Source organism: Streptomyces sp. NPDC029044 (assembly GCF_040637495.1).
GTDB lineage: Bacteria > Actinomycetota > Actinomycetes > Streptomycetales > Streptomycetaceae > Streptomyces.
This window is the reverse complement of sequence record NZ_JBEZWN010000015.1, coordinates 40,286-64,665: the sequence shown is the minus strand read 5'-3', so window position 1 is coordinate 64,665 and position 24,380 is coordinate 40,286. Positions and strand designations below refer to the sequence as shown.

Genomic DNA, 24,380 nt, shown 5'->3' with positions numbered 1-24,380 from the left:
ACGAGCCGGTCTGAGGGGCGTGCCCGCCGGCGGAGGCGCCTGACCGTCGATCGGGTGAGCGGACGACTGGGCGGTCAGACGTTCACGCGGGCGGTCAGAACGGATACCACCGCACCGTCTCATCGCCGTCCCGCAGGGACCGCACCCGCCGCTCGAACTCGGCCAGCGCCTTCGGGTTGCCCGGCGCGTGCTGGGCGACCCAGGCGCAACTGGCCGTCTCCCGGGCCCCGCGCAGCACACCACAGCCCTCCCACTCGCGCACGTCCCAGCCGTAGGTCCGGGTGAACGACGCGTAGGCCTCGTCCCCGAGCCCGTACCGGTCGTGGGACAGCGCCATCACCACCAGATCGTGCTCGCGCAGATCCGCGGACACCGTCTCCAGGTCCACCAGCACGGGCCCGTCGGGCCCGACATGCACATTGCGCGGCAGCGCGTCCCCGTGGATCGGCCCCGGCGGCAGATGCGGCGTGAGCGCGGCGGCCCGGGCGGCGAACCCGTCCCGCCGCTTGCGCAGAAACGCCGCGTCCGCGGGATCGACCGCGTCGCCCGCCAGCCGCAGCCACCGCTCCACACCGCCCAGCAGGTCACGGGCCGGAAGGTCGAAGGGAGGAAGGGGCGTTGCGTGCACGACCCGTAGCAGTTCGGCCAAATCCCGCGGCTCGGCGGGCCGTACGGCATCCGGCAGCCGGTGCCACACCGTCACCGGATGCCCGTCGGCGAGCAGCGCCTCCGGCTCGGCGGCCCGCACCGCCGGCACGCCCGCCTCGGCGAGCCACACCGCGATCTCCAGTTCATGGCGCGCCCGGTCCAGGAGCTCGGCACCGCGGCCGACCTTGACCACCAGGTCACCGGCGGCGAACACCGCGTTCTCGCCCAGGGCGAGCAACCGCGCCTCCCCGGCCGCACCGGGCGGCAGCACCCCTGCCGCCGCCAGTACGTCCCGCGCCCGCGCCTCGTCCATCGTCCGCCTCCGTCGTCCACGCCTCGACCGTCGGGTTCCGGCCATCCACCGGTCAGTGTCGCATCGGCACAGGTCGGACGGCGTACGCGGTGCCTTGACGAGGCACACGGCCTTCACGAGCATGACCAGGCCGGCCGAGCGTGCAAAGGGGCTGATTCCGTGACATCGGTGACCGAGGCGTCGCCCCCTCCGCCACCGGTGCGGCGGGCCGGCCGCGGACCCGGCCGGGAGCGTCCCCGGAACGCCGTCGACCACGGCGCCTGGTTCCTGGTGCTGCCCGCTCTGATCCCGATCCTCGTCCTCAGCGTCGGGCCGCTGCTGTACGGCATCCTGCTCGCCTTCACCGACGCCCAGTCGGGCCGCACCGCACCCACCCGGTGGATCGGCGCCCTCAACTTCCGGGACCTGCTGCACGACACGCTGTTCTGGGAGTCGTTCCGGATCGGGCTGCTGTGGGCGGTCGGCGTCACCGTGCCGCAGTTCCTGCTCGCGCTGGGTCTCGCCCTGCTGCTCAACCAGGACCTGCGGCTGCGGTGGGCGGCCCGGGCCCTCGCGATCATCCCGTGGGCCATGCCCGAGGTCGTCGTCGGCATCATGTGGCGGCTCGTCTACAACCCCGATGCGGGCATCCTCAACGAGACCCTGCGCGACATCGGCCTGGGCGGCGGCCGGGACTGGCTCAGCGGGCTGGCCACCGCACTGCCCGCCGTGATCGTCGTCGGCGTCTGGGCGGGCATGCCCCAGACGACGGTCGCCCTGCTCGCCGGGCTCCAGAACACCCCACGCGAACTGCACGAGGCGGCGGCGGTCGACGGCGCGGGCGCCTGGCGCCGCTTCCGCACGGTCACCTGGCCCGCCCTGAGGCCCATCGCGCTCGCCATCACCGCGCTCAACCTCATCTGGAACTTCAACTCCTTCGCCCTGGTCTACGTCCTGACCAACGGCGGACCGGGCGGCCGGACCAGACTGCCCATGCTGTTCGCCTACGAAGAGGCCTTCCGTTACGGGCAGTTCGGCTACGCGGCGGCCATGGGCTGCGTGATGGTGGCCGGGATCTCGATCGCCCTGGCCGTGTTCCTCGCCGGCCGCCTCAGGGGAGGTGACGACACGTGAGGACCAGCCGCCCGGCGCGCCTCGGCCAGTACACCGCGCTGCTCGCCTACCTCGTCTTCCTCGCCTTCCCGTTCCTCTGGCTGCTCTCCACGGCGTTCAAGCCGCCGCGCGAGCTGGGCAGCCTGCACCGGACGTGGATTCCGGAGGACCCCACCCTCGGCAACTTCCGGCAGGCCTTCGACGAACAGCCACTGCTCCAGGCCGCGCTCAACTCCCTGCTCGCCGCGCTCGCAGCGGCCGTCGTCGCCGTGCTGATCGCGACGCCGATGGCCTACGTCGTCGCCCGGCGCCGCACCCGGCTCGCCAAGGCGGTGACCGGCTGGGTGGTGGTCAGCCAGGCATTCCCGTTCGTGCTGCTGATCATCCCGCTGTTCCTCGTGCTGAAGAACCTCCGTTTGATCAACTCCGTGCCCGGGCTGGTGCTGGTGTACGTGGTGTGGGCGCTGCCCTTCGCGCTGTGGATGCTCGCCGGGTACGTACGGGCCGTGCCGCCCGAACTGGAGGAGGCCGCGGCGGTCGACGGGGCGGGCCGGGTGCGGACCCTGGTGTCGGTGACCGCGCCGCTGCTCGCGCCGGGCATCGTGGCGACCGCGCTGTTCGCGTTCATCACCGCGTGGAACGAGTTCTTCTTCGCACTCGTGCTCCTCAAGACACCGGAGAAACAGACCCTTCCCGTGGTGCTCACCCACTTCATCGGCGCGGAGGGCGTCGCCGACCTCGGCCCGCTCGCGGCGGCCGCGTTCCTCGCCACCCTGCCCTCCCTGGTCGTCTTCGCCCTCATCCAGCGGCGGATCACGGGTGGCATGCTCACCGGGGCGGTGAAGAGCTGATGTGCGCACGCCTGCCGGCCACGGTCCTGGCCCTGCTGCTGCTCCTTGCCGGCTGTTCCTCGGGCGGCACCCGCGACGACGGCCGGATCACCCTGCGCTTCCAGTCCCTGGCCTGGCAGGAGGAGTCCGTCGAGGCGAACAAGCAGTTGGTGGAGGAGTGGAACGCCACCCACCCGGACGTCCGGGTCGAGTACGTCCAGGGCACCTGGGACAGCGTCCACGACCAACTCCTCACCGCCTTCGAGGGCGGCGAGGCCCCCGACATCATCCACGACGCCTCCGACGACCTCGCGGACTTCGCCTACGGCGGCTACCTCGCCGACCTCCAGGGCCTGCTGCCCGCGCGGCTGAGGTCCGACATCCCGCGGCGCAGCTGGGAGACCACGACCTTCGGGGACGGCGTCTACGGCGTGCCGTTCCTCCAGGAACCGCGTGTGCTGATCGCCAACGCCACCTGGCTCAGGAAGTCCGGAGTGCGGATCCCGACACCGGAGAAGCCGTGGAGCTGGGCCGAGTTCCGCCGGATCACCGAACGCCTCAGCGGCCGGGGGAAGTACGGTGTCGCCTGGCCGCTGAAGGAACCCGTCTCCGCCACGCTCAACCTCTCCCTGTCGGAGGGCGGCCGGCTCTTCCACCGTGGGCCGGACGGCAAGGTGACGGTCCGGTTCGAGGACGCCGACCGGACGGTGCCGCGCACCATCCACGACCAGGCCAACACCGACCTCAGCGCCTCGCCCACCACCCTGGGCAGCGGCGGCTCCGACACCCTGCCCGGCTTCTTCGGCGGCCGGTACGCGATGGTCCCGCTCGGCTTCTCCTACCGGCAGCAGATCGTCCAGCAGGCCCCGAAGGGCTTCGACTGGCAGGTGCTGCCCGCCCCGGCGGGCGCCGCCGGACTCACCCAGGGCGTCAGCCCCCAGACCCTCTCCATCGCCGAGGACTGCCCGCACAAGAAGGAGGCCGCACAGTTCCTCGACTTCCTGCTGCGGCCGGAGAACATGGTCCGCCTCGCCCTCGGCGACTGGATGCTGCCCACCGGCACGCAGGCGCTGGAGGACCCCGCCCTGCGCACCGCGCGGCACGGCTGGGCCACCGGCACCGCCCTCGCCGCCCACCTGCGCCCGGCCCCCGCGCAGACGGTCCGGGGCTACCCCGAGTGGAAGGACAAGGTGGCGACCCCAGCCCTTCAGGAGTACTACAGCGGAGCCATCGGCCTCGGCGAACTGCGCGAACGGCTGGAGGAGGACGGCAACCTGGTGCTCGCCCGCTATCAGCGCTGACCCGCCGGAAAACCCGTTGCCCGCCCGCACGGCGCCGCCTAGCGTGCTGCTCGTGGGTATCAACGCGATCTACATCTCCGGTCACGCCCGGGGCTGCGCGCACGCCGTCAGGACGCGCCGCCGCCCTGGAGCCCTGACCGGCCCGGGGAGACACGCCCGCTGAGCCACTGAGCCCGGCGCTGCGCGTTCCGCCCCCTCGTTCCCACCTGTCTTCCGGTCAGGGCCCCCGTCCGCCCTCCTCCACCTTCCGGAAGACAAGGACCCGCAGGCCATGGCCCGCCCCACCGCGCTTTCCCGCGCCCTCTCGCAGAACTTCCTCGCCGACCGTGCCGCCGCGGAGCGCTTCGCCCGGCTCGCCGTCCCACGGCCCGGCTCCGTCCCGCTGCTGCTCGAAGTCGGCGCGGGCAAGGGCGCGTTGACCGCCCCGCTGGCCGCGCGCTGCCAGGAGCTGCGCGCGTACGAGATCGACCCGCGGCTCGTGCCCGTGCTGTGGGCCCGGTTCTCCGGCACCCCGCAGGTGCGGGTCGTCGAAGGTGACTTCCTGGCCGCGCGTCCGCCCCGTACGGCCTTCTCGGTCGCCGGGAACGTGCCGTTCTCCCGGACCGCGGACGTCGTCGACTGGTGCCTGCGCGCCCCCGCCCTCACCGACGCCACCCTGCTCACCCAGCTCGAATACGCCCGCAAACGCACCGGGGACTACGGCAGCTGGACGCTGCTGACGGTCCGGAGCTGGCCCCGCTTCGAATGGCGGCTGCTCGGCCGGATCGGCCGGCGCAGTTTCCGGCCGGTGCCGCGCGTGGACGCCGGCGTGCTCCGCGTGGAGCGGCGCGGGACCCCCCTGCTGGACGACGGCGCCCGCCACAGCTGGCGGTCCCTCGTCGAGCTGGGCTTTTCCGGGGTGGGCGGCTCACTGCACGCCTCGTTGCGCAGGGCCCATCCGATCAGGCGCGTGGACGCCGCGTTCCGGGCGGCACGGCTGGACCCGGACGTGCTGGTGGGCGAGGTGGCCCCCGCACGGTGGCTGTGCCTGCACGAGGTCCTGACCTCGTAGACACACAGAGGTTGCACGAGACGTCTCGTCTCGCGTACGGTCGGGCGCATGACCAGTCGCGCGCACATCGCCATGTTCTCCATCGCCGCCCACGGCCACGTGAACCCGAGCCTGGAGGTGATCCGCGAGCTGGTGGCGCGCGGCCACCGGGTGACCTACGCCATCCCGCCCGTCTTCGCGGACAAGGTGGCGGGCACCGGCGCCGAAGTGAAGCCCTGGACGTCCACGCTGCCCTCGCCCGACGACGACCCGGCGGCGTGGGGGGACACACTGCTGGACAACGTGGAGCCGTTCCTCGACGACGCGATCCAGGCCCTCCCGCAGCTGATCGCGGCCTACGAGGGCGACGAGCCGGACCTCGTCCTGCACGACATCGCCTCCTACCCGGCCCGGGTCCTCGCCCACCGCTGGGGCGTTCCCGCGGTCTCCCTCTCGCCGGCCATGGTCGCCTGGGAGGGGTACGAGGAGGAGGTCGCCCGGCCCCTGTGGGAGGAGCCGAAGAAGACCGAGCGGGGGCGCGCCTACTACGCCCGCTTCCATGCCTGGCTGGAGGAGAACGGGATCACCCTGCACCCCGACGACTTCGCGGGCCGGCCCGGCCGTTCGATCGTCCTGCTCCCCAAGGCGCTCCAGCCGAACGCGGACCGCGTCGACGAGCGGGTGTACTCCTTCGTCGGCGCCTGCCAGGGCGACCGCACCGCCGAGGGTGACTGGCGACGGCCGGCCGGCGCGGAGAAGGTCGCGCTCGTCTCCCTCGGCTCGGCCTTCACCAAACGGCCCGGCTTCTACCGGGAGTGCGTCCAGGCGTTCGGCGACCTGCCCGGCTGGCACCTGGTGCTCTCGGTCGGCAAGCACGTCGACCCGGCCGGCTTCGCGGACGTCCCGGCCAACGTCGAGGTACGCACCTGGGTACCGCAGCTGGCGATCCTCAGGCAGGCGGACCTGTTCGTCACGCACGCGGGCGCCGGCGGCAGCCAGGAGGGTCTCGCCACCGCCACGCCGATGATCGCCGTACCGCAGGCCGTGGACCAGTTCGGCAACGCGGAGATGCTCCAAGGCCTCGGTGTGGCCCGGTACCTGCCCACGGAGGAGGCGACCGGGGAGGCCCTGCGCGCCGCGGCCCTCGCCCTGACCGGCGACCCCGAGGTGGCACGCCGCCTGAAGGAACTCCAGGCGCGGACCGCCGAGGAGGGCGGCACCGGGCGCGCCGCCGACCTCATCGAGGCCGAACTGGCCGCCCGCAGGCGCTGAAGCCGCCCCGTCGCGTCAGGCCGTCGTCACACCGCGACGGCCTGACGGGTGAGGGTCAGACGGGCGTTGTCGAGCGTGGCGTCCATGCGCGCCGACTGACCCTTGGTGAACATGAACATCGCGGCGTCGTCGGTGTAGTCCATGTAGTTCATGAACATGTCGCCGTCGGGCCCGTTGCCGCACGTCACATGGGGGAAGGTCGGCGAACCGGCGTTCGCACCGGCCTGGTTGGGAGTGTCGGCGACGAAGTCGCTGCCGCTGCACCCCTCGTCGTCGTCGCCCCAGATGTGCCGCAGGTTCAGCCAGTGCCCGATCTCGTGCACGGCCGTGCGGCCGCCGTCGAAGGGCGGCGTGGCGGTGCCGGTGGTGCCGAGGGCGGTGTGCGTGACGACCACGCCGTCCGTGGAGGCGGCGCCGCCCGGGAACTGGGCGTATCCCAGCAGCCCGCGACGCAGCTGACAGACCCAGAGGTTCAGGTAGATGTCCGCCGGCCAGGCGTCCTGACCGCCGCTCAGGCTGAACTTGACCAGGTCGTCGGTGTCCCAGCCCGTGTTCGTGGTCCGGGTCCGCGTGATGCCGTCCGTGGGGCGGCCCAGCGGGTCGGTCCGGGCGAGGTGGAACTGGAGCCGCGCGTCGGCCACCAGGTCCTTCCAGACCGCCGGCACCTTGCTCACGTCGGGGTTCGTCGCTCGGAAGTCCCGGTTCAGCACGTCGATCTGACTGTGGATCTGCGCCTCGCTCACGTTCTGCTCGGGGGTGTTGTGCACGACGTGCACCACGACGGGGATGTCGATGAGGCCCTGGCGGGCGGTGACCTGGTCCATCGACTCGTAGGCGAAGGCGGTGTTCTCGATCAGGGCCCGGTTCTCGGCGTACTCCGGGTTCAGGGTGAGGAGTCTGCGGTGCACCTCCATTGCGCCGCACCAGCGGCTGTAGTCGGGCGAGGTGGCGCGAAGGAATGCCTGCGCATCGGACATGGCTTGCCCCTCGGAGGAGCTGGGGTGTGCCGCGCACGCGGCTGCGGAACTGCGCGTGTGTCACGCGCCGCGAGGGCCGGGCGACGCCGGGCGGAGCGTTCGGTTGCCCGTTCCCTCCGAACCCATACACTGATAATTCTAGTCACTTCGGCATAAGAGCGGCAATGTGGACGGCTTCGGGTGAGTGAGGTGGCCGGGTCATGGGAGAGCCCTCGTCGGACCTGTTCCGTTCGTGGCTCCACTCCTACGAGGAGGACCACGAGGACGTGCGGGTCTACCGGCCCGACGACTTCGCGTTCCCGCCCGCGCGCGGGCGCCGCGGCATGGAGTTCGCACCCGACGGCACCTTCGTCGACCATCCGCTGGGACGCGGTGACGCCCCCGGCGCCGTGCCCGGCCGCTGGCGGCTCCTGCCGGAGGACCGCATCGCGCTCACCTTCGGCGGCACCCGCCCGGACCGGGAGCTGGAGATCGTGCGCTGCGGCACGGACGTCCTCCAAGTGCGGCGCCTGACCTGAGGAGGGACGCCCGACACGGGCCTGCCCGGGGGCTGACGCGGGCCACTTGGCGTGGGCGCACCTGACGAGGGGGCGCCTGGCGAGGGGCGGCGAAGGGCCCGTCGGTTGCCCCGGCAACCAACGGGCCACTTGTTCCCGCCGCGGAGATCAGACCTTGAGGGGCTCGCCCTCGTCGTTCCGCGCCGCCGGTGCGGCGACCGCCTGCGGCGTCTCGTCGTGCGTGAGGTCCGGCAGCCGGTGCAGCCACTTCGGCAGGTACCAGTTGCGCTCGCCGAGCAGCGCCATCACGGCCGGCAGCAGCACGCCCCGGATGATCGTCGCGTCGATGAGCACCGCCGCCGCGAGGCCGACGCCCATCTGCTTCATGGACTGCATGGACAGCGTCCCGAAGATCGCGAACACGGCGACCATGATGACCGCGGCGCTGGTGACCACCCCGGCCGTGGTGACCACGCCGTGCCGGATCGCGTCCTTCGTCGCAAGACCCCGCAGCCGCGCCTCGCGGATCCGGGAGACGACGAACACGTGGTAGTCCATCGACAGGCCGAACAGGATGACGAAGAGGAACAGCGGCAGCCACGTGATGATCGCGCCGACCCCTTCCGCGCCCACCAGGGAAGCGCCCCAGCCGTGCTGGAAGACGGCGACGAGGATGCCGTACGCGGCGCCCACCGACAGCAGGTTCAGCACGATCGACGTGATGGCGATGGTCAGCGAGCGGAACGACAGCAGCATCAGCGCGAAGGCGAAGACCACGACGAACGCGAACACCGGGACGACGGCGCCCGCCAGCTGGTCGTTGAAGTCCTCGGAACCCGCGACCTGACCGGTGATGGGCGCCTCGACCCCGTCGACCTTGCCGAGCGTGGCCGGCCGTACCTCGTCGCGCAGCTTGTCCAGGCTCGCGCCCGCCTTGTCCAGATCGGAGCCGCCGACGAGCGGGACGTAGACGAACGCGATGTTCTGCGCGTCGTGCAGCTTGATCTCCACCGGGCCGCGCGAGGCTCCCGAACGGATCGCCCGGTCACGGAAGTCGGCGAGCGCGGACTTCACCTCGGGCGCGTTGATGTCGTCCGCCTTCACGACCACCTCGGCCGGCTCGGAACCGCCCGGGAAGGCCTCGTTGAGCCGGTTGTACGTCTGGACGATCGGCAGCGAGTCGCCGAACTCCTGGTCCAGCGTGAGCTGCTGCGTCTTCATGCCGAGCGCGGGAGCAGCGATGGCCAGCAGCGCTCCGGTCGCGACCGCCACCGCGATCACCGGCCTGGCGAGGACGCGCCGCAGCACGGCCGTCCAGAACCGGCTGTCCTGACCGCCGCCGCTCCGCTTGCGCCGGCCCAGGAACGGGATGCGGCCCTTCTCGACGCGCTCGCCGAGCAGCGACAGCAGCGCGGGCAGCACCGTCACGGACCCCACCATCGCCACGGCCACCACCATCAGTGACGCCAGGCCCATCGCCTCGAACTCGGCGAGGCCGGTGAACAGCATGCCCGCCATCGCCACGCACACCGTGACACCCGAGACGACGATCGCCCGGCCGCTGGTCGCCGCGGCGATCCTCAGGGCCGTCTGCGCGTCCCGGCCGGCCTCGCGCTCCTCGCGCTCGCGGCGCAGGTAGAACAGGCAGTAGTCGACGCCGACGGCCAGACCGACCAGCAGCATCACGGAGTTCGCGGTGTCGCTCATCGGCATCACATGGCTGACGACGCCCATCAGACCCATCGTCGCCATGATCGCGGTGATCGCCAGCACCACCGGCAGCAGCGCCGCGACCAGCGCGCCGAACGCGATCAGCAGGATGCCGAAGGCCACCGGCACCGCGGAGTACTCCGCCTTCTTGAAGTCGTCGCCGTACGCGTCGGCGAACGTCTTCATCATGCTGGCGCCGCCGATCTCCTCGATCCGCAGTGCCTGATGGTCCTGCTGCACGCCCTCGACGGCCTTCAGCACCGGCTCGACCCGCTCGCCGGCGGTGTCGGCCTCGCCGCGCATGTCGAACTGCACGAGCGCGCTGCGGCCGTCTTTCGAGATCGTCTTCGTGTCGTACGGCGAAGTCACCTCGGTGACCCGGCCGGTCTCCTCGACAGCCCGCACGACGGCCTCGACGGCATTCCGGAACTCGGCGTCCGTCGCCTTCAGATCACCGCCCTTGGCCTGGATCAGCACCGTCTCACCGGCCGGCTCGTCGATCCCGGCGTCCTCGATGATGCGGGCGGCGGTGTGCGTCTCGCCCTTCAGCTGGTCGCTGTCCTTGACGTCGACCCGGCCCGCTGCCGAACCGAGCCCCATCGCCAGGACGACGAACAGCACCCAGATACCGACGGCAGCCCATCGGTGCCGGGCGCTCCAGCCGCCGGCCCGGGCGGCCAGGCCCCGCACCCGTATGTCTCCGTTCCCCATGACGGGCTTGCCCCCTCACGATGCGGTGGCGGCCCCCTGCCGCCCCCTTTCGCTTCGAAGGTATGGGCCGGATAAGGCCATCTCGTCGTGCTGTCCGGTGAACCGGCGGGGCCCGGACTCATCCCCATGGCGCGAGCTCTCTCCCCACTGGGGAGGACCCTCACGGACTGCGGCCCCTTACACCTATCGCCGGACATTTCGGTCTCCTCGGGTGTGTGGATCCTGGGCAGACGGTTGTGCCCCGCGAAGACGGGTGAGTAATTTACGGGGCCGGGCAGCTGCCCGCGGCGGCCGTCGTGCCCACCCCCACGGGGCACGACGGCCGCTTTATCGTGAGCGGATGACGACGACATACGCGGCCCTGCTGCGCGGCATCAACGTGGGCGGCAGCAGGAAGGTCCCCATGGCCGACCTGCGCACGCTCCTGACGGACCTCGGCCACGACGACGTCCGCACCTACCTCCAGAGCGGCCAGGCCGTGTTCTCCTCCGGCCGCGTCGGCGAGGACGCCCTGGCCGGTGAGATCGCGCAGGCCATCGAGAAGCGCTTCGGGTTCGGCGTCGACGTGATCGTGCGCGACCACGCCTATCTGAAGGCGATCGCGGGCGCCTGCCCGTTCCCGGCCGCCGACCTGGAGCCCAAGCAGCTCCACGTCACCTACTTCTCCGCGCCCGTCACCCACGACCGCTTCGCCGGGATCGACCAGGACGCCTACCTCCCCGAGGAGTTCCGCCTCGGCGACCGGGCCCTGTACCTGTACGCCCCGAACGGTCTGGGCCGCTCCAAACTGGCCGAACACCTGTCGAAGCCGCGTATCAACAAGGGCGTGATCGCCACGACCCGCAACTGGAACACCGTCGTCAAGCTGGTGGAGATGACAGGTGCCTGAACGCAACCCGGCCGTCGAGTCCGCGATGGAGGGCGAACTCGCCCTGCTCACCCCGAAGGTCCGCCGGTCGCCCGAGCGGGTCGGGGCGCTGCTGCACCCCGACTTCCACGAGTTCGGCGCCTCCGGCCGGCACTGGAGCCGGGCCGCCATCATCGCCTCCCTGGCCGCCACCGCCGATTCCGGCGCCGAGACCGTCGCCGTCTCCGCCCTGAGAGGCGTACAGCTCGCGCCGGACCTGGTCCACCTCACCTACGACACCGAGTACGACGGCAGCCGCGCCCACCGCAGTTCGCTGTGGCGGCGCACGGAGGGCCGCTGGCTGCTCTGGTTCCACCAGGCGACCCCGTTCAGCGCACGGGCGACGTGACCCGGCGGTTCCCCGGGCAGGGCGTGCACGACGCCGGTCCGGTCCTCCGCTCCGGGGCCGGGCCGACCCGTCGGTCGTTCCTGTGAACACCTCCGCCGTCCGCTGCGTACCTACCCACGGACGGCACTAGAACGGAGTCTCGCGAGAGGAATCGCACGGCCACCGACAGGAGCCCGCAGTCATGAGCGACACGAACCTCGTCTACACCTACGCGGTCCTGCGCCGCACCCCCGAGGCCGCGGCGGCCACGGCCCACCTGCGCGGTGTCGCCGGAGAGCCGATCCACCTGGTCGCCCCGGCCGTCAGCGGCCACCAGCTCGCCTTCGCCATCGGCCATGTCCCGCCCGCCGACTACGACGACATCCCCCTCCAGGCCCATCTGCACGACGTGGACTGGCTGGAGTCCACGGTCCGTACCCACCACGCGGTGGTGGCCGCCCTGGTCGCCTCCGGCGCCGCCGTGCTGCCCCTGCGCCTGGCCACCGTCTACCCGGACGTGGACCGCGCCCGGCAGGCGCTCGACACCCGCCGCGGCTACTTCCTCTCCCTGCTCGACCGCCTCACGGGCCATGTCGAACTCGGCGTCAAGATCTACGCGGCGCCGGACATCACCCCGCCCGAGGCAGACCCGGAGCCCGTGCAGGACCCGGTCACCGGCCTCGGGGTGGGCCGCGCCTACCAGGTGATCCGCCGCCGCAGACAGCGCCGGAACGAGGAGGCGTGGCGCACGGTCGCCCTGGCCGCGGCCCGCCTCACCGACACGGCCGGCGCCCTCGCCGTGGACCGCGTCTCCCACACCCCCGAGCGCGGCAGCCTGGCGGGCACGGCCCCCGGCACCAACGTCGCCAACGACGCCTACCTCGTCCCGGCCGACCGCGTCGTCGCCTTCCGCGCGGGCATCCTCGCAGCCGCCCAGGGCGTCCCCGGCCTCCGCGTGGAGATCACCGGCCCCTGGGCCCCGTACTCCTTCGCCCTCCAGCCGGAACCCCACGAGGAACCGGCGGCGTGACGGTCGGCCCGTCCGGCTGACGTATCAGGCGCTCACAGCCGACCGCAACGGCATCCGTGCCGCCTCGTACCGTTCCAGCACCACCCGCGCCACCTCCGGCGCCGGGCCCAGGACGTCCGCCAGGACGTCCGCCTGTGCCGCGCCCCGGGCGATTCGGTCCGGGAGGAAGCCGGGGGCCAGGACGTACGGGGCGACGGCGACGCGGGAGCAGCCGAGCGCGCGCAGTTCGCGGACCGCGTCCTCGGTGCGGGGCAGGGATGCGGAGGCGAACGCAGGCCGCACGGCGCACCAACCGGTGTGCCGCCACTCCCGCGCGATTTCTGCGATCACTGCGATCGCCTCCGGGTCGGTGGACCCCGCCGAGGCCAGGACGACCCCGGTCGAGGACTTGTCGGCGGGCGTCAGGCCCGCCTCGTACAGGCGCCGTTCCAGCGCCGCCAGGAGCAGGGGAGAGGGGCCGAGGACGTCCGCCTGGTGGATGCGCAGCTGCGGCGGCGCGTCCGCGAGGACCGCGGGGATGTCCGCCTTCGCGTGGAACGCCCGGGTGAGGAGCAGGGGCAGCGCGACGACGTCGCGCACGCCCTGCACCGCCAGGGACTCCAGAACCCCCTGCACCGAGGGGACGTTGAAGTCCAGGAAGCCCGTCTCCACCCGTACGTCGGGACGCGTCGCGCGCACCCGGCGTACCAGGGCGTGCACCGTCGCGGCGTGCCGCGGGTCGCGGCTGCCGTGGGCGATGACGAGGAGAACGGGCTTGTTCGTCATGGGACTCAGTTCTTCACCAGCAGGCCGCGGCTGCGCAGCACCCACCGCTCCAGCGGGCTGAAGATCAGCAGGTCGATGGCGATACCGACGATGAGGATGAGCAGGATCGCCTCGAACACCATGGCCATGTCGCTGGCGTTGCGGCCGTTCTCCAGCAACTGGCCGAGGCCGACGCCGAGGTCGGGGAAGGACGCGATGATCTCGGCGGCCATCAGGGAGCGCCAGGAGAAGGCCCAGCCCTGCTTCAGGCCCGCCACATAGCCGGGCAGGGCGGCGGGCAGGACGATGTGCCAGGTGCCCTTCAGGCCCGTGGCGCCGAGTGTGCGGCCCGCGCGCAGGAACAGCGGGGGCACCTGGTCGACGCCGGAGACCAGGCCGTTGGCGATGGAGGGGACCGCGCCGAGCAGGATCACCGCGTACATCATCGAGTTGTTCAGGCCCAGCCAGATCACCGCAGGCGGCACCCAGGCGACCGACGGCAGGGACTGAAGGCCCGACAGGATCGGGCCGATCGCCGCGCGGACGAACTTCACCCGGGCCACGATCAGGCCCAACGGCGTGCCGATCAGCAGGGCGAAGCAGAAGCCGAGCAGGCCGCGCGAGACACTGGTCCAGATGTAGCCGAGCAGCTCGCCCTGGAGCCACGCCGTGTGGACGACGTCCCACACCGCGGACGGCGCGGGCAGCTTGGTCGGGTCGTCGACGACCTTGAACGAGACGAGCGCCTGCCACACCGCCAGGACCAGCGCGACGGCGAGGACGGGCGGCAGGATCTTCTGGGTGAAGGTCTGCCGGAACGGCGTCCGGCTCGTCTGCCGCGTCTCCAGCGCGTCGAGGCCCGCCTCCAGCCCGGCGAGATCGTTGCCGTCCTTGGCGACGGTCGTCGAATCAGTGCTGGCCATGACGGCGGATCTCCCCACGCAGTTCTTCGGTGATCTCGACGGACAGCTCCGCCACGGCGGTGTCCTCGATACGGCGCGGATGCGGGATGCCCACCGTCCACTCGCGCGCGATGCGCCCGGGACGGGAGGACAGCAGCACCACGCGCTGCGCGAGCCGGACCGCCTCGCGCACGTTGTGCGTGACGAACAGGACGGACACCTGCGTCTCGCGCCAGATGCGGGTCAGCTCGTCGTGCAGCACGTCCCGCGTGATGGCGTCCAGCGCCGCGAACGGCTCGTCCATCAGCAGCAGCTTGCTCTCCTGGGCGAGGGCACGCGCCAGGGCGACGCGCTGGCGCATACCGCCCGACAGCTCGTGCACCCGCTTGCCGTACGCGCCCTTCAGCCGCACCAGTTCGAGCAGCTCCTCGGCCCGCTCCCGGCGCTCGGCCTTCGGCACGCCCCGGAGCTTCAGGGCGAGTTCGATGTTCTTGCCCGCGGTGAGCCACGGGAACAGCGCGTGCTCCTGGAACATCAGCGCCGGACGGCCGTCCGTGGCGATCTCGCCGGCGCTGGGGCGGTCCAGACCCGCCACCAGGTTGAGCAGCGTGGACTTTCCGCAGCCCGAGGCCCCCAGGAGGGTGACGAACTCTCCGGGCGCGACATCGAGGGTGATGTCGTCCAGGACGAGCTGCTGCCCGGCGGGGCCCGCAAACGACTTCGACACGTGGTCGATCCGGGCGGCGTGCGTGGCCGACTCGGTGCCGTCGGCGGCCTTGGCGAGGGTCGTGGCCATGGTCGTCACCTCCTGGGAACTCTTCACAATGCGGCTTCGGGACGCGGGCTTACTTCACGCCGAGACCGGCGTCGTCGACCGCGGGCTCGCCCTCGGCCTTGAGGACCTTGTTCAGCGGCGCGAGGTCGTAGATGCCCTTCAGGTCCGGCTTCTCCAGCAGACCCGCCTTCACCGCGTGCTCCGCCTCGGTGTTGAGGGTGGAGGCCAGCGGGTCGTCGGTGAACCGGATCGACTTCCACGCCGGGTCCAGCACCTCGGCGGGCAGCGCCTTGCCGGTTTCCTCCTCCAGCAGCTCGTTCGCCGCTTCCTTCGCCGCGTCCGGGTTGGCGTCGATCCACTTGTTGGTCTCGACCGAGCCCTTGAGCACGGCCTCGACGACCTTCGGGTGCTCCTTGAGGAACTCCTGCCGCACGATGATGTTCGTGATCACGAACTTCTTGTCCGGCCACAGCGTCGACTCGTCGAGCAGCACCTTGCCGCCCTCGGCGACCAGCTTCGACGCGGTCGGCTCCGGCACCCAGGCGCCGTCGATCGAACCGGCCTTGAAGGCGTCCGGGGTGACCTTGTTGTCGCTGCGGACGACCGTGACGTCACCCTTGCCGCTCTGCGGGTCGACCTTCCAGCCCTGCTCCGCCGCCCAGTTGAGGAACGCCACGTCCTGCGTGTTGCCGAGCTGCGGGGTGGCGATCCGCTTGCCCTTGACGTCCTTCAGCGACTTGACCTTGTCCGGGTTGACCACCAGCTTCACACCACCGGACGCCGAACCGCCGATGATGCGCAGGTTCTTGCCCGCGGACTTGGTGTAGCCGTTGATCGCCGGCGACGGGCCGATCCAGCCGATGTCGATCGAACCGGAGTTGAGCGCCTCGATCTCCGAAGGGCCGGCGTTGAAGACGGCCGGCTCGACCTCGGTGGCGCCCAGGGCCTTCTGGAAGAAGCCCTTCTGCATGCCCACCAGAGCGGTGCCGTGGGTCAGGTTGCCGAAGTAGCCGATCCTGACTTTGTCGAGACCGTCGATCTTCTTCGCCCCGGCGGCGACCTTGGCGGCGCCGTCGTCCTTGGCCTGGGAGCCGTAGCCGCAGGCGGCCAGCGTGAGCAGGGGAAGTGCGGCGATGACCGCGAAACCGCGGCGCAGAGCGGATGGAGCAGGCACGGGAGGTGGTCCTCTCACCAGGCCCGGCGGTCACGGTCTCTCAGGTCGTGGCCGGGAGGTCGGCAGGTTTTCGTCTACGGCGGTGGGGGGTGCGGGCGCGCGGGCAGTGCGCGTACGTCAGCGCACACATCGCGCGACTCCGCCCTGCCCGCTGCCGAGAGCACCGCTGCCGACGCGGCCGCCCTCCTTGGCGAACATCGAGTAGAAGTCGGGGGAGGTCATGTCAGAAGTCCCACCCGTCGTCCTCGGACTCGTCCTTGACCGGCTCCGGGGCCGCGAAGGACTCGCCGACCATGCCTGCGGTGAGGGTCTGGCCGTCGTTCGGGTCGATCAGGATGAACGAGCCGGTACGGCGCGAATCGGCGTAGGAGTCGACCGGCAGCGGCTCGGCGGTACGGACCTTCACCCGGCCGATGTCGTTGGCGACGAGCTGTCCCGGGTGCGGGTGCAGGGACAGGTCGTCGAGCGTGAGACGGGACGGGATGTCCTTGACGATCGCCTTGACCGTGCGGGTGCCGTGCTTGAGGAGCACCCGGTGGCCGACCGTCAGCGGGGCGTCGGCGACGTGGCAGACGGTCGCCTCGATGTCCTGTGTGGTCGCGGGCGCGTCTTTGCTCGGCACGATCAGGTCGCCGCGCGAGATGTCGATGTCGTCCTCCAGCAGGAGGGTCACCGACTGCGTCGTCCAGGCCACGTCCACCGGCTCGCCCAGCAGGTCGATGCCGGCGATCTTCGAGGCGCGGCCCGACGGCAGCACCGTGACGGACTCGCCCACGTGGAAGGAACCGGCTGCGATCTGACCGGCGTAACCCCGGTAGTCCGGGTGGTCCGCGTTCTGCGGCCGGATCACGTACTGGACGGGCAGCCGGGCGTGGCAGTGACTCAGGTCGTGGCTGACCGGCACCGTCTCCAGGTGCTCCAGCACGGTCGGGCCGCCGTACCAGTCCATGTTCGCGGACGGCTCCACCACGTTGTCGCCGACGAGCGCCGAGATCGGGATCGCGGTGACCTCCGGGACACCCAGCTCGGTCGCGTACGCCGTGAACTCCTCGGCGATACCAGCGAACACCGTCTCCTCGTAGCCGACGAGGTCCATCTTGTTGACGGCCAGGACCACGTGCGGCACGCGCAGCAGGGCGGCGATGGCCGCGTGCCGGCGGGTCTGCTCGACCACGCCGTTGCGGGCGTCGACCAGGATCACCGTCAGCTCGGCGGTCGAGGCGCCGGTGACCATGTTGCGCGTGTACTGCACGTGGCCGGGGGTGTCGGCGAGGATGAACCGCCGCAGGGGCGTGGCGAAGTAGCGGTACGCCACGTCGATGGTGATGCCCTGCTCCCGCTCGGCCCGCAGGCCGTCGGTGAGCAGCGCGAGGTCCGGGGCCTCCTGGCCGCGGCTCGCGGAGACCCGCTCCACGGCCTCCAGCTGGTCGGTCAGGACCGACTTGGAGTCGTGCAGCAGCCGCCCGACGAGGGTGGACTTGCCGTCGTCGACGGAGCCGGCGGTGGCGAACCGCAGAAGCGTCGTTTCCGCGAGTTCCTCGGTGGTGATGGTGCTCATCTCTAGAAGTACCCCTCGCGCTTGCGGTCTTCCATCGCGGCCTCGGACATCTTGTCGTCGGCGCGGGTGGCGCCACGCTCGGTGAGCCGGGAGGCGGCGATCTCCACGATCACCTTCTCGATGGTGTCGGCGTCGGAGTCCACCGCGCCGGTGCAGGACATGTCACCCACGGTCCGGTAGCGCACGAGCCGCTTCTCGACGCTCTCGCCGTCCTTCGGCCCGCCCCACTCGCCGGCGGTCAGCCACATACCGCTGCGGGAGAACACCTCGCGCTCGTGCGCGTAGTAGATCTGCGGCAGCTCGATGCCCTCGCGGGCGATGTACTGCCACACGTCCAGCTCGGTCCAGTTGGACAGCGGGAACACCCGGACGTGCTCACCGGGCGCGTGCCGGCCGTTGTACAGGTTCCACAGCTCCGGGCGCTGGCGGCGCGGGTCCCACTGGGAGAACTCGTCGCGCAGGGAGAACACCCGCTCCTTGGCCCGGGCCTTCTCCTCGTCGCGGCGGCCGCCGCCGAAGACGGCGTCGAACTTCTCCGCCTGGATCTTCTCGGTCAGCGGCAGCGTCTGGAGCGGGTTGCGGGTGCCGTCCGGGCGCTCCTTGAGGACACCGCGGTCGATGTAGTCCTGCACGGAGGCCACGTGCAGCCGCAGCCCGTGCTTCTCGACCGTGCGGTCGCGGTAGTCGAGGACCTCGGGGAAGTTGTGCCCGGTGTCCACGTGCAGCAGCGAGAACGGCACCGACGCCGGCCGGAAGGCCTTCAGCGCCAGGTGCAGCATGACGATGGAGTCCTTGCCGCCGGAGAAGAGGATCACCGGCCGCTCGAACTCGCCCGCCACCTCGCGGAAGATGTGCACCGCCTCGGACTCCAGGGCGTCGAGGTGCGACAGCGCGTAGGGGCTGCCGGTCTCGTCGGAAACGGTGGCGACGGTCGTCATGCCAGTCCCCTTTCGGTCAGCAGGGCGAACACGGAAGCCGCGGACTCCTGCACGGTCTGGTTCTGCGACTCGATGCGCAGATCGGGCGACTCGGGCGCCTCGTACGGGTCGTCGACCCCGGTGAGCCCGGTGAGCTCGCCCGCGGCCTGCTTGGCGTACAGCCCCTTCACGTCACGCTCGCTGCACACCTCTACGGGCGTCGCGACATGCACCTCGACATACGCCGTGCCGTTCGCCTGGTGGCGCTTGCGCACCGCCTCCCGGCTGTCCTGGTACGGCGCGATGACCGGGACGAGGGCGAGCACACCGTTGCGGGCGAGCAGCTCGGCGACGAAGCCGATGCGCTGCACGTTGGTGTGCCGGTCCTCGCGGCTGAAGCCGAGACCCGCCGAGAGGAACTCGCGGATCTCGTCGCCGTCGAGCACCTCGACCCGGTGGCCCTCCTCGCGGAGCCGGGCGGCCAGCTCGTGGGCGATCGTGGTCTTGCCGGCGCTCGGCAGACCCGTGAGCCAGACGGTGGCTCCGGTCGTCACGTCACTCTCCTGAATCGTCGTCGTCATCCGTGCAGCCCGCACTCGGTCTTGCTGCGGCCCGCCCAGCGGCCGGCGCGCGCGTCCTCGCCCTGAAGGACCCGGCGGGTGCAGGGCGCGCAGCCCACGGAGGCGTAGCCGTCCATCAGCAGCGGGTTGGTCAGCACGCCGTGCTCGGTGACGTAGGCGTCCACGTCGTCCTGGGTCCAGCGGGCGATCGGGGAGATCTTGACCTTCTGCCGCTTCTCGTCCCAGCCGACCACCGGGGTGTTCGCCCGGGTCGGTGACTCGTCGCGGCGCAGGCCGGTCGCCCAGGCCTGGTAGTCCTTCAGGCCCTGCTCCAGCGGCTGGACCTTGCGCAGTGCGCAGCACAGGTCGGGGTTGCGGTCGTGGAGCTTCGGGCCGTACTCGGCATCCTGCTCGGCGACGCTCTGGCGCGGGGTGAGCGTGATGAGGTTGACGTCCATCACGGCCTCGACCGCGTCGCGGGTGCCGATGGTCTCCTCGAAGTGGTAGCCCGTGTCGAGGAAGACCACGTCGACGCCGGGCATCGCACGGGCGGCGAGATGGGCGACCACCGCGTCCTCCATGGAGGAGGTCACGCAGAACCGCTTGCCGAACGTCTTCGCCGCCCACTGGAGGATCTCCAGCGCGGAGGCGTCTTCAAGATCGCGGCCCGCCTGCTCGGCGAGCTGCTTCAGGTCTTCGGTGGTGCGCTCTTCCTGAGCGGTCGTCATATCTGTGCCCCTCCGGAATCGGATCGCTTCGCGCCCCTCTTGTGAACGGCGTTCGCCTCCGGAGCGCCGAAGTCGGTGTCGAGCAGCCGACCGTGCTCAGCCCCTCCTTCGTCGGGGCCTCCGCGCGCTCGGCCACTCGACACCGACGCGCTCCTCCGGCTCACGCCCTGGGCCAGCAGCCCGAGGAACTTCAGCGAGAAGGCCCGGCTGCACGCCGCGCATTCCCACGCGCCGTGCCTGCCCTCCGCGGCCTCGCTCGGACGCAGGTCCTCGTCGCCGCAGTAGGGGCAGTAGAACGGTGCCGCCCGCTCGCTCACGACAGGGCCTCCTCGTCGGCCCGCGCCGCCCACGCGGCGAACCGCTCGCCGTCCTCACGCTCGGCCTGGAACCGCTTCAGGACGCGCTCGACGTAGTCGGGCAGTTCCTCGGAGGTGACCTTCAGACCGCGGACCTTGCGGCCGAAGCCGGCCTCCAGGCCCAGGGCGCCGCCCAGGTGCACCTGGTAGCCCTCGACCTGCTCGCCCTGGTCGTTGAGCATGAGCTGGCCCTTGAGACCGATGTCCGCGACCTGGATACGGGCGCAGGCGTTCGGGCAGCCGTTGAGGTTGATGGTGAGCGGCTCGTCGAAGTCCGGCAGACGGCGCTCCAGCTCGTCGATCAGCTGCGAGCCGCGCTGCTTGGTCTCGACGATGGCGAGCTTGCAGAACTCGATGCCGGTGCAGGCCATGGTGCCGCGCCGGAACGAGGAGGGCCGGGCGGTGAGGTCGAGCGCCTCCAGGGCCTCGACGAGCGAGTCGACCTGGTTCTCCTCGACGTCGAGGACGATCATCTTCTGCTCGACGGTGGTGCGCACCCGGCCCGAGCCGTGGGCCTCGGCGAGGTCGGCGATCTTCGTGATCGTCGCGCCGTCGACGCGTCCCACCCGCGGGGCGAAACCGACGTAGAACCGGCCGTCCTTCTGCCGGTGCACACCGATGTGATCGCGCCACAGCTGGGACGGCTGCTCCGGGGCGGGCCCGTCCACCAGCTTGCGCTTGAGGTACTCGTCCTCCAGGACCTGCCGGAACTTCTCGGCGCCCCAGTCCGCGACGAGGAACTTCAGACGGGCGCGGGTGCGCAGCCGGCGGTAGCCGTAGTCGCGGAAGATCGAGATGACGCCCTCGTAGACGTCCGGGACGTCGTCGATCGACACCCAGGTGCCCAGCCGCACGCCCAGCTTGGGGTTGGTGGACAGGCCGCCGCCGACCCACACGTCGAAGCCGGGGCCGTGCTCGGGGTGGACGACTCCGACGAACGCGACGTCGTTGATCTCGTGCACCACGTCCAGCACCGGCGAGCCCGAGATCGCCGTCTTGAACTTGCGGGGGAGGTTCGAGTACGCCGGGTTGTTCAGGACGCGGCGCTTCATCTCCTCCAGGGCCGGGGTGCCGTCGATGATCTCGTCCTCGGCGATGCCCGCCACCGGCGAGCCGATCATCACACGCGGGGTGTCGCCGCAGGCGGTGACCGTCGACAGGCCCACGCCTTCCAGCCGGTTCCAGATCTCGGGCACGTCCTCGATCCGGATCCAGTGGTACTGGACGTTCTGCCGGTCCGTGATGTCGGCGGTGCCGCGCGCGAACTCCTGCGAGATCTCGCCGATGACCCGCAGCTGCCGGGTGGTCAGGGCCCCGCCGTCGATCCGGACGCGCAGCATGAAGTACTCGTCGTCCAGCTCCTCCGGCTCCAGGATCGCCGTCTTGCCGCCGTCGATGCCGGGCTTGCGCTGGGTGTACAGACCCCACCAGCGCATGCGGCCGCGCAGGTCGTTCGGGTCGATCGAGTGGAAGCCGCGCTTGGAGTAGATCGTCTCAATGCGTGTCCGCACATTGAGACCGTCGTCGTCCTTCTTGAACTGCTCGTTGCCGTTCAGCGGGGTGTGGTGCCCCACGGCCCACTGACCCTCACCGCGGTGACGGCTCACCTTGCGGCGCGGAGTCGCGGCGGCAGGCTTCTGCGGGGTGGCGGCCATGGTTGATACGTCCTTCGGACAGGCGGGAATGCGGCTCTGACCTGCGCGTGCGCGCATGGGCATACATGCGCTTCATTGCGCGGGAAAGGAGAAGAGGAAGAGGATGTCGGGCGCGGGCTGAGTACGCTCAGTGCGCCGGACAGATGGCGCTGGACATGCGGCCGAGGTCGACGTGCCGCCGACTCACCAAGGCAATTCCAGTTCCAGACATGACGGAAGCGTGTCACGGCGATCTGGACACAGTCCAGCTTCGTCCAAGATGCGGACACCCTTGTCTCGCAGAGTAAGACAAGGGTGTTGTAGGTCACATCGAGCGGTCCTGCGGTGTCCGTCCAGGTCAGACGGGGAACGCCCCAGGCCACGGTCCCGGAGCGGCGGCCTCCGCCTCCTCCTCGACCTTGGTGTCGAACAGCTTGAAGCCCCGCCGCAGGTAGTTGTCCATCGCGTGCTCGCCGTCCTTGCTGCACGTGTGCAGCCACACCCGCTTCGTCGGCGCCAGACCCGCCCAGCGGTCCGCGAGGTCCCAGGCCCGGGCCGTGCCGTACGACAGCAGGTGCCCGCCGATGCGCCGCCCCCGGAAGGCGGGGAGCAACCCGAAGTAGACGATCTCCACGACCGCGTCGTCCTGCGCCTCCAGCTCCACGTACCCCGCCGGCGAGCCCCGGTCGTAGGCCACCCACGTCTCCACCCCGGGCCGCTCCAGGTGCTCCACCCAGCGTGCGTACGGCCAGCCGAGCCGGTCCGTCCAGAGGATGTCGCCGCCCACCGACGCGTACAGGAACCGGCTGAACTCGGGCGAGGGCACCTCGGAGCGGACGACCCGGACGTCCCCGTCCGGCGCGACGGCCGGCAGCAGGTCGGTCGGGGCGGTCTGCTCCAGGGACCAGGTGGTCACGGCGATGGTGGTCATGCGGGCCAGAAAATCATCCGACCCTCCAGTCTGTCGATCGGCCCCGCGCCCCGCGGCCCGCCCCCGTCAGTCCAGCGCCCGTTCGATCGACGTCAGCGGCACCGCGAACAGCATCCGCCCCGACTGGGACCAGACCTCGCCGGTCTCCTCCCAGTAGGACAGGGAACCCGACCGGCCGCTCCAGCAATGCCGCGTCCCGTCCGTGCCGCACTCCGCCGCCCCTGCGCCGTCCGTGTCCTGGCGCCACAGCGTGCCGTGCCCGCCCGGGCTGCCCGACGCCCGGTCCAGGTACCAGCCGGTGCGATGGGCCAGCACGCCCCGCACATCGGCCGTCTTCGTCTCGTACGCCTCGACCGGGTCCGCGTCCCCGGCGGAGTCGGTGGCGAGCAGGCCGGAGCGGGCCGGGTCACGGCTCAGCGCGTAGCGCCACAGCCGGGTGCGCCGGTCGCCGTCCGCCGGCACCCACTCGCTCGCGACCAGACTGTCGGGAGAGGTGCTGCGGTCCAGGGAGACGGTGGCCGGGCGGGCCGCGTCCTCCCCGCCGGGCAGCGTGTACGAGCCGACGGCCGGCAGCACGAACCGGGAACCCTGCGCGGCCCAGCCGCCCCGCACCCGGCCGACCGCGTCGGACTCGACGGTGGCGCGCTGGATGCGGTCCATGTCGTACACGTACAGCGCGTTCCGGTCGCCCTCGCGGGTCGTCACCAGCAGCTTGTCCTGGTACCAGACCATGCCGGACAGCGGGGAGACCAGCCCCCGGTAGTCCCGGCCGCCGTCCACCGGGACGGCCAGCAGGGCCCACGTGTAGCGCGGCGCCCCGGGATCGTTCGCGTCGACGAAGGCGACCTTGGCCAGGCCCTGCCCGGGGGCCGGGCCGTCCAGGGAGCCGCCCTCGGCGCCCCGGGTCCAGCCGGACAGGATCACGCGGTTCGCGCCCCAGCGGCCGTCGTCGTCCGCGTCGCCCGAGGTCGTGACCGCGCCGGCCCGCCAGCCCCGGGTGCCGGAGCCGTCGAAGCAGTACGCGCGCGTGGCCGCCGGCTCCACCGGCAGAGCGTGCTTCTCGGAGGCCGGGCAGTCGGCCGCATCCCGCAGCGGGCGGTCGGCGTTCTCCAGGACCGTGCCGACGCCGACTGGCCGGCCCATCTCCGACGCTAGCCGGTCCAGCCACCGCCCGGGCACCCGGTGCTCGGCCAGCGGCAACCGCCCGGCACCGTCGGACGCGGAGACCGGCTTGAGAGCCCCGGGGGCGTCGGCGACTGTGGCCTGCGAGGCGCTGATCAGGGTGGCGGCGGCGGTGAGCGCGAGAGCCGTCCCGGCCAGGGTCGCGCGCAGCGCCCTGCCCCGCCTGCGCCGCCGGTGTCTGCCGCGATGCTTCATAACGTCCTCCCGAGACGGACCAACTGCGCCTGTTGATCCGCACGTTGACGGAGGAGCAGGTGGGGTGGCCCGTAGAGG

Annotated in this window: 24 protein-coding genes and 1 pseudogene; 9 read left to right on the top strand and 16 right to left on the bottom strand. The window is 71.4% G+C overall.

Annotation, left to right across the window (positions count from 1 at the left end; all coding sequences use genetic code 11):
• Window positions 1-94: 94 nt before the first annotated feature.
• Window positions 95-961, bottom strand: a complete 867-nt coding sequence (locus tag AB0E85_RS15625) for an aminoglycoside phosphotransferase family protein (RefSeq protein WP_361926692.1) — start codon at window positions 959-961, stop codon at window positions 95-97.
• Between the two features lie 198 nt (window positions 962-1,159).
• Here AB0E85_RS15625 and AB0E85_RS15620 point away from each other — a divergent pair, with 198 nt between their 5' ends.
• From AB0E85_RS15620 to mgt, 5 genes and pseudogenes are all read left to right on the top strand, one after another.
• Window positions 1,160-2,074 carry a sugar ABC transporter permease gene (locus AB0E85_RS15620; RefSeq protein WP_361926819.1) on the top strand — a complete coding sequence of 305 codons (915 nt, stop codon included), beginning with the start codon at window positions 1,160-1,162 and terminating at the stop codon, window positions 2,072-2,074.
• Entirely contained in the window at window positions 2,071-2,904 is an 834-nt protein-coding gene (locus tag AB0E85_RS15615) for a carbohydrate ABC transporter permease (RefSeq protein WP_361926689.1), read from the top strand. Before AB0E85_RS15620 ends, AB0E85_RS15615 begins: the two co-directional genes overlap by 4 nt.
• Window positions 2,904-4,184 carry a sugar ABC transporter substrate-binding protein gene (locus AB0E85_RS15610; RefSeq protein WP_361926686.1) on the top strand — a complete coding sequence of 427 codons (1,281 nt, stop codon included), beginning with the start codon at window positions 2,904-2,906 and terminating at the stop codon, window positions 4,182-4,184. Before AB0E85_RS15615 ends, AB0E85_RS15610 begins: the two co-directional genes overlap by 1 nt.
• A gap of 271 nt (window positions 4,185-4,455) precedes the next feature.
• Complete coding sequence (gene erm / locus AB0E85_RS15605; protein ID WP_361926683.1) at window positions 4,456-5,235, top strand: ErmE/ErmH/ErmO/ErmR family 23S rRNA (adenine(2058)-N(6))-methyltransferase; 780 nt, start codon at window positions 4,456-4,458, stop codon at window positions 5,233-5,235.
• Window positions 5,208-6,486: pseudogene (gene mgt, locus AB0E85_RS15600) on the top strand (macrolide-inactivating glycosyltransferase). Before erm ends, mgt begins: the two are co-directional and overlap by 28 nt.
• A 26-nt stretch (window positions 6,487-6,512) precedes the next feature.
• On the opposite strand, the gene AB0E85_RS15595 reads toward mgt, so the two are convergent.
• Window positions 6,513-7,463 (bottom strand): zinc metalloprotease, encoded by a 951-nt coding sequence (locus AB0E85_RS15595; protein ID WP_361926680.1) that lies wholly within the window; start codon window positions 7,461-7,463, stop codon window positions 6,513-6,515.
• 200 nt (window positions 7,464-7,663) lie between these two features.
• Between AB0E85_RS15595 and AB0E85_RS15590 the strand changes: the two genes are divergently transcribed.
• Window positions 7,664-7,981 (top strand): hypothetical protein, encoded by a 318-nt coding sequence (locus tag AB0E85_RS15590; RefSeq protein ID WP_361926677.1) that lies wholly within the window; start codon window positions 7,664-7,666, stop codon window positions 7,979-7,981.
• Between the two features lie 147 nt (window positions 7,982-8,128).
• Here the strand turns inward: AB0E85_RS15590 and AB0E85_RS15585 are convergent, their stop codons facing one another.
• A complete protein-coding gene (locus AB0E85_RS15585; RefSeq protein ID WP_361926674.1) occupies window positions 8,129-10,381 on the bottom strand; it encodes an MMPL family transporter in 2,253 nt (750 codons plus the stop codon).
• Between the two features lie 340 nt (window positions 10,382-10,721).
• On the opposite strand from AB0E85_RS15585, the gene AB0E85_RS15580 reads away from it, so the two are divergent.
• The 3 genes from AB0E85_RS15580 (at window position 10,722) to AB0E85_RS15570 (ending at window position 12,646) form a co-directional block, all read left to right on the top strand.
• Complete coding sequence (locus AB0E85_RS15580; RefSeq protein ID WP_361926671.1) at window positions 10,722-11,270, top strand: DUF1697 domain-containing protein; 549 nt, start codon at window positions 10,722-10,724, stop codon at window positions 11,268-11,270.
• A complete protein-coding gene (locus AB0E85_RS15575; RefSeq protein WP_361926668.1) occupies window positions 11,263-11,637 on the top strand; it encodes a nuclear transport factor 2 family protein in 375 nt (124 codons plus the stop codon). The genes AB0E85_RS15580 and AB0E85_RS15575 overlap by 8 nt, the downstream gene beginning before the upstream one ends.
• A 181-nt stretch (window positions 11,638-11,818) precedes the next feature.
• Window positions 11,819-12,646, top strand: a complete 828-nt coding sequence (locus AB0E85_RS15570; RefSeq protein ID WP_361926665.1) for a GvpL/GvpF family gas vesicle protein — start codon at window positions 11,819-11,821, stop codon at window positions 12,644-12,646.
• A 24-nt stretch (window positions 12,647-12,670) separates the two neighbouring features.
• Here AB0E85_RS15570 and AB0E85_RS15565 read toward each other — a convergent pair whose 3' ends face one another.
• From AB0E85_RS15565 to AB0E85_RS15505, 13 genes are all read right to left on the bottom strand, one after another.
• Window positions 12,671-13,411: a sirohydrochlorin chelatase gene (locus AB0E85_RS15565; protein ID WP_361926662.1), complete on the bottom strand. Its 741-nt coding sequence runs from the start codon at window positions 13,409-13,411 to the stop codon at window positions 12,671-12,673.
• A 5-nt stretch (window positions 13,412-13,416) separates the two neighbouring features.
• Window positions 13,417-14,313, bottom strand: a complete 897-nt coding sequence (locus AB0E85_RS15560) for an ABC transporter permease (protein ID WP_361926659.1) — start codon at window positions 14,311-14,313, stop codon at window positions 13,417-13,419.
• On the bottom strand, window positions 14,300-15,088 hold the full coding sequence (locus AB0E85_RS15555; RefSeq protein ID WP_184556049.1) for an ABC transporter ATP-binding protein: 789 nt from the start codon (window positions 15,086-15,088) through the stop codon (window positions 14,300-14,302). Before AB0E85_RS15555 ends, AB0E85_RS15560 begins: the two co-directional genes overlap by 14 nt.
• 49 nt (window positions 15,089-15,137) lie before the next feature.
• Window positions 15,138-16,241 carry an ABC transporter substrate-binding protein gene (locus AB0E85_RS15550; RefSeq protein WP_361926655.1) on the bottom strand — a complete coding sequence of 368 codons (1,104 nt, stop codon included), beginning with the start codon at window positions 16,239-16,241 and terminating at the stop codon, window positions 15,138-15,140.
• Window positions 16,242-16,464: 223 nt separating this feature from the next.
• Window positions 16,465-17,799: a GTP-binding protein gene (locus AB0E85_RS15545; RefSeq protein WP_361926652.1), complete on the bottom strand. Its 1,335-nt coding sequence runs from the start codon at window positions 17,797-17,799 to the stop codon at window positions 16,465-16,467.
• A gap of 2 nt (window positions 17,800-17,801) precedes the next feature.
• Complete coding sequence (cysD, locus tag AB0E85_RS15540; protein ID WP_361926649.1) at window positions 17,802-18,737, bottom strand: sulfate adenylyltransferase subunit CysD; 936 nt, start codon at window positions 18,735-18,737, stop codon at window positions 17,802-17,804.
• Window positions 18,734-19,270 (bottom strand): adenylyl-sulfate kinase, encoded by a 537-nt coding sequence (gene cysC, locus AB0E85_RS15535; RefSeq protein ID WP_361926647.1) that lies wholly within the window; start codon window positions 19,268-19,270, stop codon window positions 18,734-18,736. The genes cysD and cysC overlap by 4 nt, the downstream gene beginning before the upstream one ends.
• A 23-nt stretch (window positions 19,271-19,293) precedes the next feature.
• A complete protein-coding gene (locus AB0E85_RS15530) occupies window positions 19,294-20,004 on the bottom strand; it encodes a phosphoadenylyl-sulfate reductase (protein WP_355832421.1) in 711 nt (236 codons plus the stop codon).
• Window positions 20,001-20,321 (bottom strand): hypothetical protein, encoded by a 321-nt coding sequence (locus tag AB0E85_RS15525; RefSeq protein WP_361926830.1) that lies wholly within the window; start codon window positions 20,319-20,321, stop codon window positions 20,001-20,003. Before AB0E85_RS15525 ends, AB0E85_RS15530 begins: the two co-directional genes overlap by 4 nt.
• Window positions 20,318-22,015: a nitrite/sulfite reductase gene (locus AB0E85_RS15520; RefSeq protein ID WP_361926644.1), complete on the bottom strand. Its 1,698-nt coding sequence runs from the start codon at window positions 22,013-22,015 to the stop codon at window positions 20,318-20,320. Before AB0E85_RS15520 ends, AB0E85_RS15525 begins: the two co-directional genes overlap by 4 nt.
• 127 nt (window positions 22,016-22,142) lie before the next feature.
• Window positions 22,143-22,226, bottom strand: a complete 84-nt coding sequence (locus AB0E85_RS15515; protein ID WP_311241247.1) for a putative leader peptide — start codon at window positions 22,224-22,226, stop codon at window positions 22,143-22,145.
• Between the two features lie 126 nt (window positions 22,227-22,352).
• A complete protein-coding gene (locus AB0E85_RS15510) occupies window positions 22,353-22,925 on the bottom strand; it encodes a GNAT family N-acetyltransferase (protein ID WP_361926641.1) in 573 nt (190 codons plus the stop codon).
• Between the two features lie 66 nt (window positions 22,926-22,991).
• Entirely contained in the window at window positions 22,992-24,302 is a 1,311-nt protein-coding gene (locus AB0E85_RS15505; protein ID WP_361926638.1) for a hypothetical protein, read from the bottom strand.
• Between the last annotated feature and the right edge of the window lie 78 nt (window positions 24,303-24,380).

Bases quoted from the DNA above. Each gene is read 5' to 3' on its own strand.
- AB0E85_RS15530 (WP_355832421.1), bottom strand. From the start codon at position 20,004: ATGACGACCGCTCAGGAAGAGCGCACCACCGAAGACCTGAAGCAGCTC.
- cysD (WP_361926649.1), bottom strand. From the start codon at position 18,737: ATGACGACCGTCGCCACCGTTTCCGACGAGACCGGCAGCCCCTACGCG.
- AB0E85_RS15565 (WP_361926662.1), bottom strand. From the start codon at position 13,411: ATGACGAACAAGCCCGTTCTCCTCGTCATCGCCCACGGCAGCCGCGAC.
- erm (WP_361926683.1), top strand. From the start codon at position 4,456: ATGGCCCGCCCCACCGCGCTTTCCCGCGCCCTCTCGCAGAACTTCCTC.
- AB0E85_RS15585 (WP_361926674.1), bottom strand. From the start codon at position 10,381: ATGGGGAACGGAGACATACGGGTGCGGGGCCTGGCCGCCCGGGCCGGC.
- AB0E85_RS15595 (WP_361926680.1), bottom strand. From the start codon at position 7,463: ATGTCCGATGCGCAGGCATTCCTTCGCGCCACCTCGCCCGACTACAGC.
- AB0E85_RS15625 (WP_361926692.1), bottom strand. From the start codon at position 961: ATGGACGAGGCGCGGGCGCGGGACGTACTGGCGGCGGCAGGGGTGCTG.
- AB0E85_RS15520 (WP_361926644.1), bottom strand. From the start codon at position 22,015: ATGGCCGCCACCCCGCAGAAGCCTGCCGCCGCGACTCCGCGCCGCAAG.
- AB0E85_RS15560 (WP_361926659.1), bottom strand. From the start codon at position 14,313: ATGGCCAGCACTGATTCGACGACCGTCGCCAAGGACGGCAACGATCTC.
- AB0E85_RS15545 (WP_361926652.1), bottom strand. From the start codon at position 17,799: ATGAGCACCATCACCACCGAGGAACTCGCGGAAACGACGCTTCTGCGG.
- AB0E85_RS15570 (WP_361926665.1), top strand. From the start codon at position 11,819: ATGAGCGACACGAACCTCGTCTACACCTACGCGGTCCTGCGCCGCACC.
- AB0E85_RS15590 (WP_361926677.1), top strand. From the start codon at position 7,664: ATGGGAGAGCCCTCGTCGGACCTGTTCCGTTCGTGGCTCCACTCCTAC.
- AB0E85_RS15610 (WP_361926686.1), top strand. From the start codon at position 2,904: ATGTGCGCACGCCTGCCGGCCACGGTCCTGGCCCTGCTGCTGCTCCTT.
- AB0E85_RS15555 (WP_184556049.1), bottom strand. From the start codon at position 15,088: ATGGCCACGACCCTCGCCAAGGCCGCCGACGGCACCGAGTCGGCCACG.
- AB0E85_RS15510 (WP_361926641.1), bottom strand. From the start codon at position 22,925: ATGACCACCATCGCCGTGACCACCTGGTCCCTGGAGCAGACCGCCCCG.
- AB0E85_RS15505 (WP_361926638.1), bottom strand. From the start codon at position 24,302: ATGAAGCATCGCGGCAGACACCGGCGGCGCAGGCGGGGCAGGGCGCTG.
- AB0E85_RS15580 (WP_361926671.1), top strand. From the start codon at position 10,722: ATGACGACGACATACGCGGCCCTGCTGCGCGGCATCAACGTGGGCGGC.
- AB0E85_RS15515 (WP_311241247.1), bottom strand. From the start codon at position 22,226: ATGTCTGGAACTGGAATTGCCTTGGTGAGTCGGCGGCACGTCGACCTC.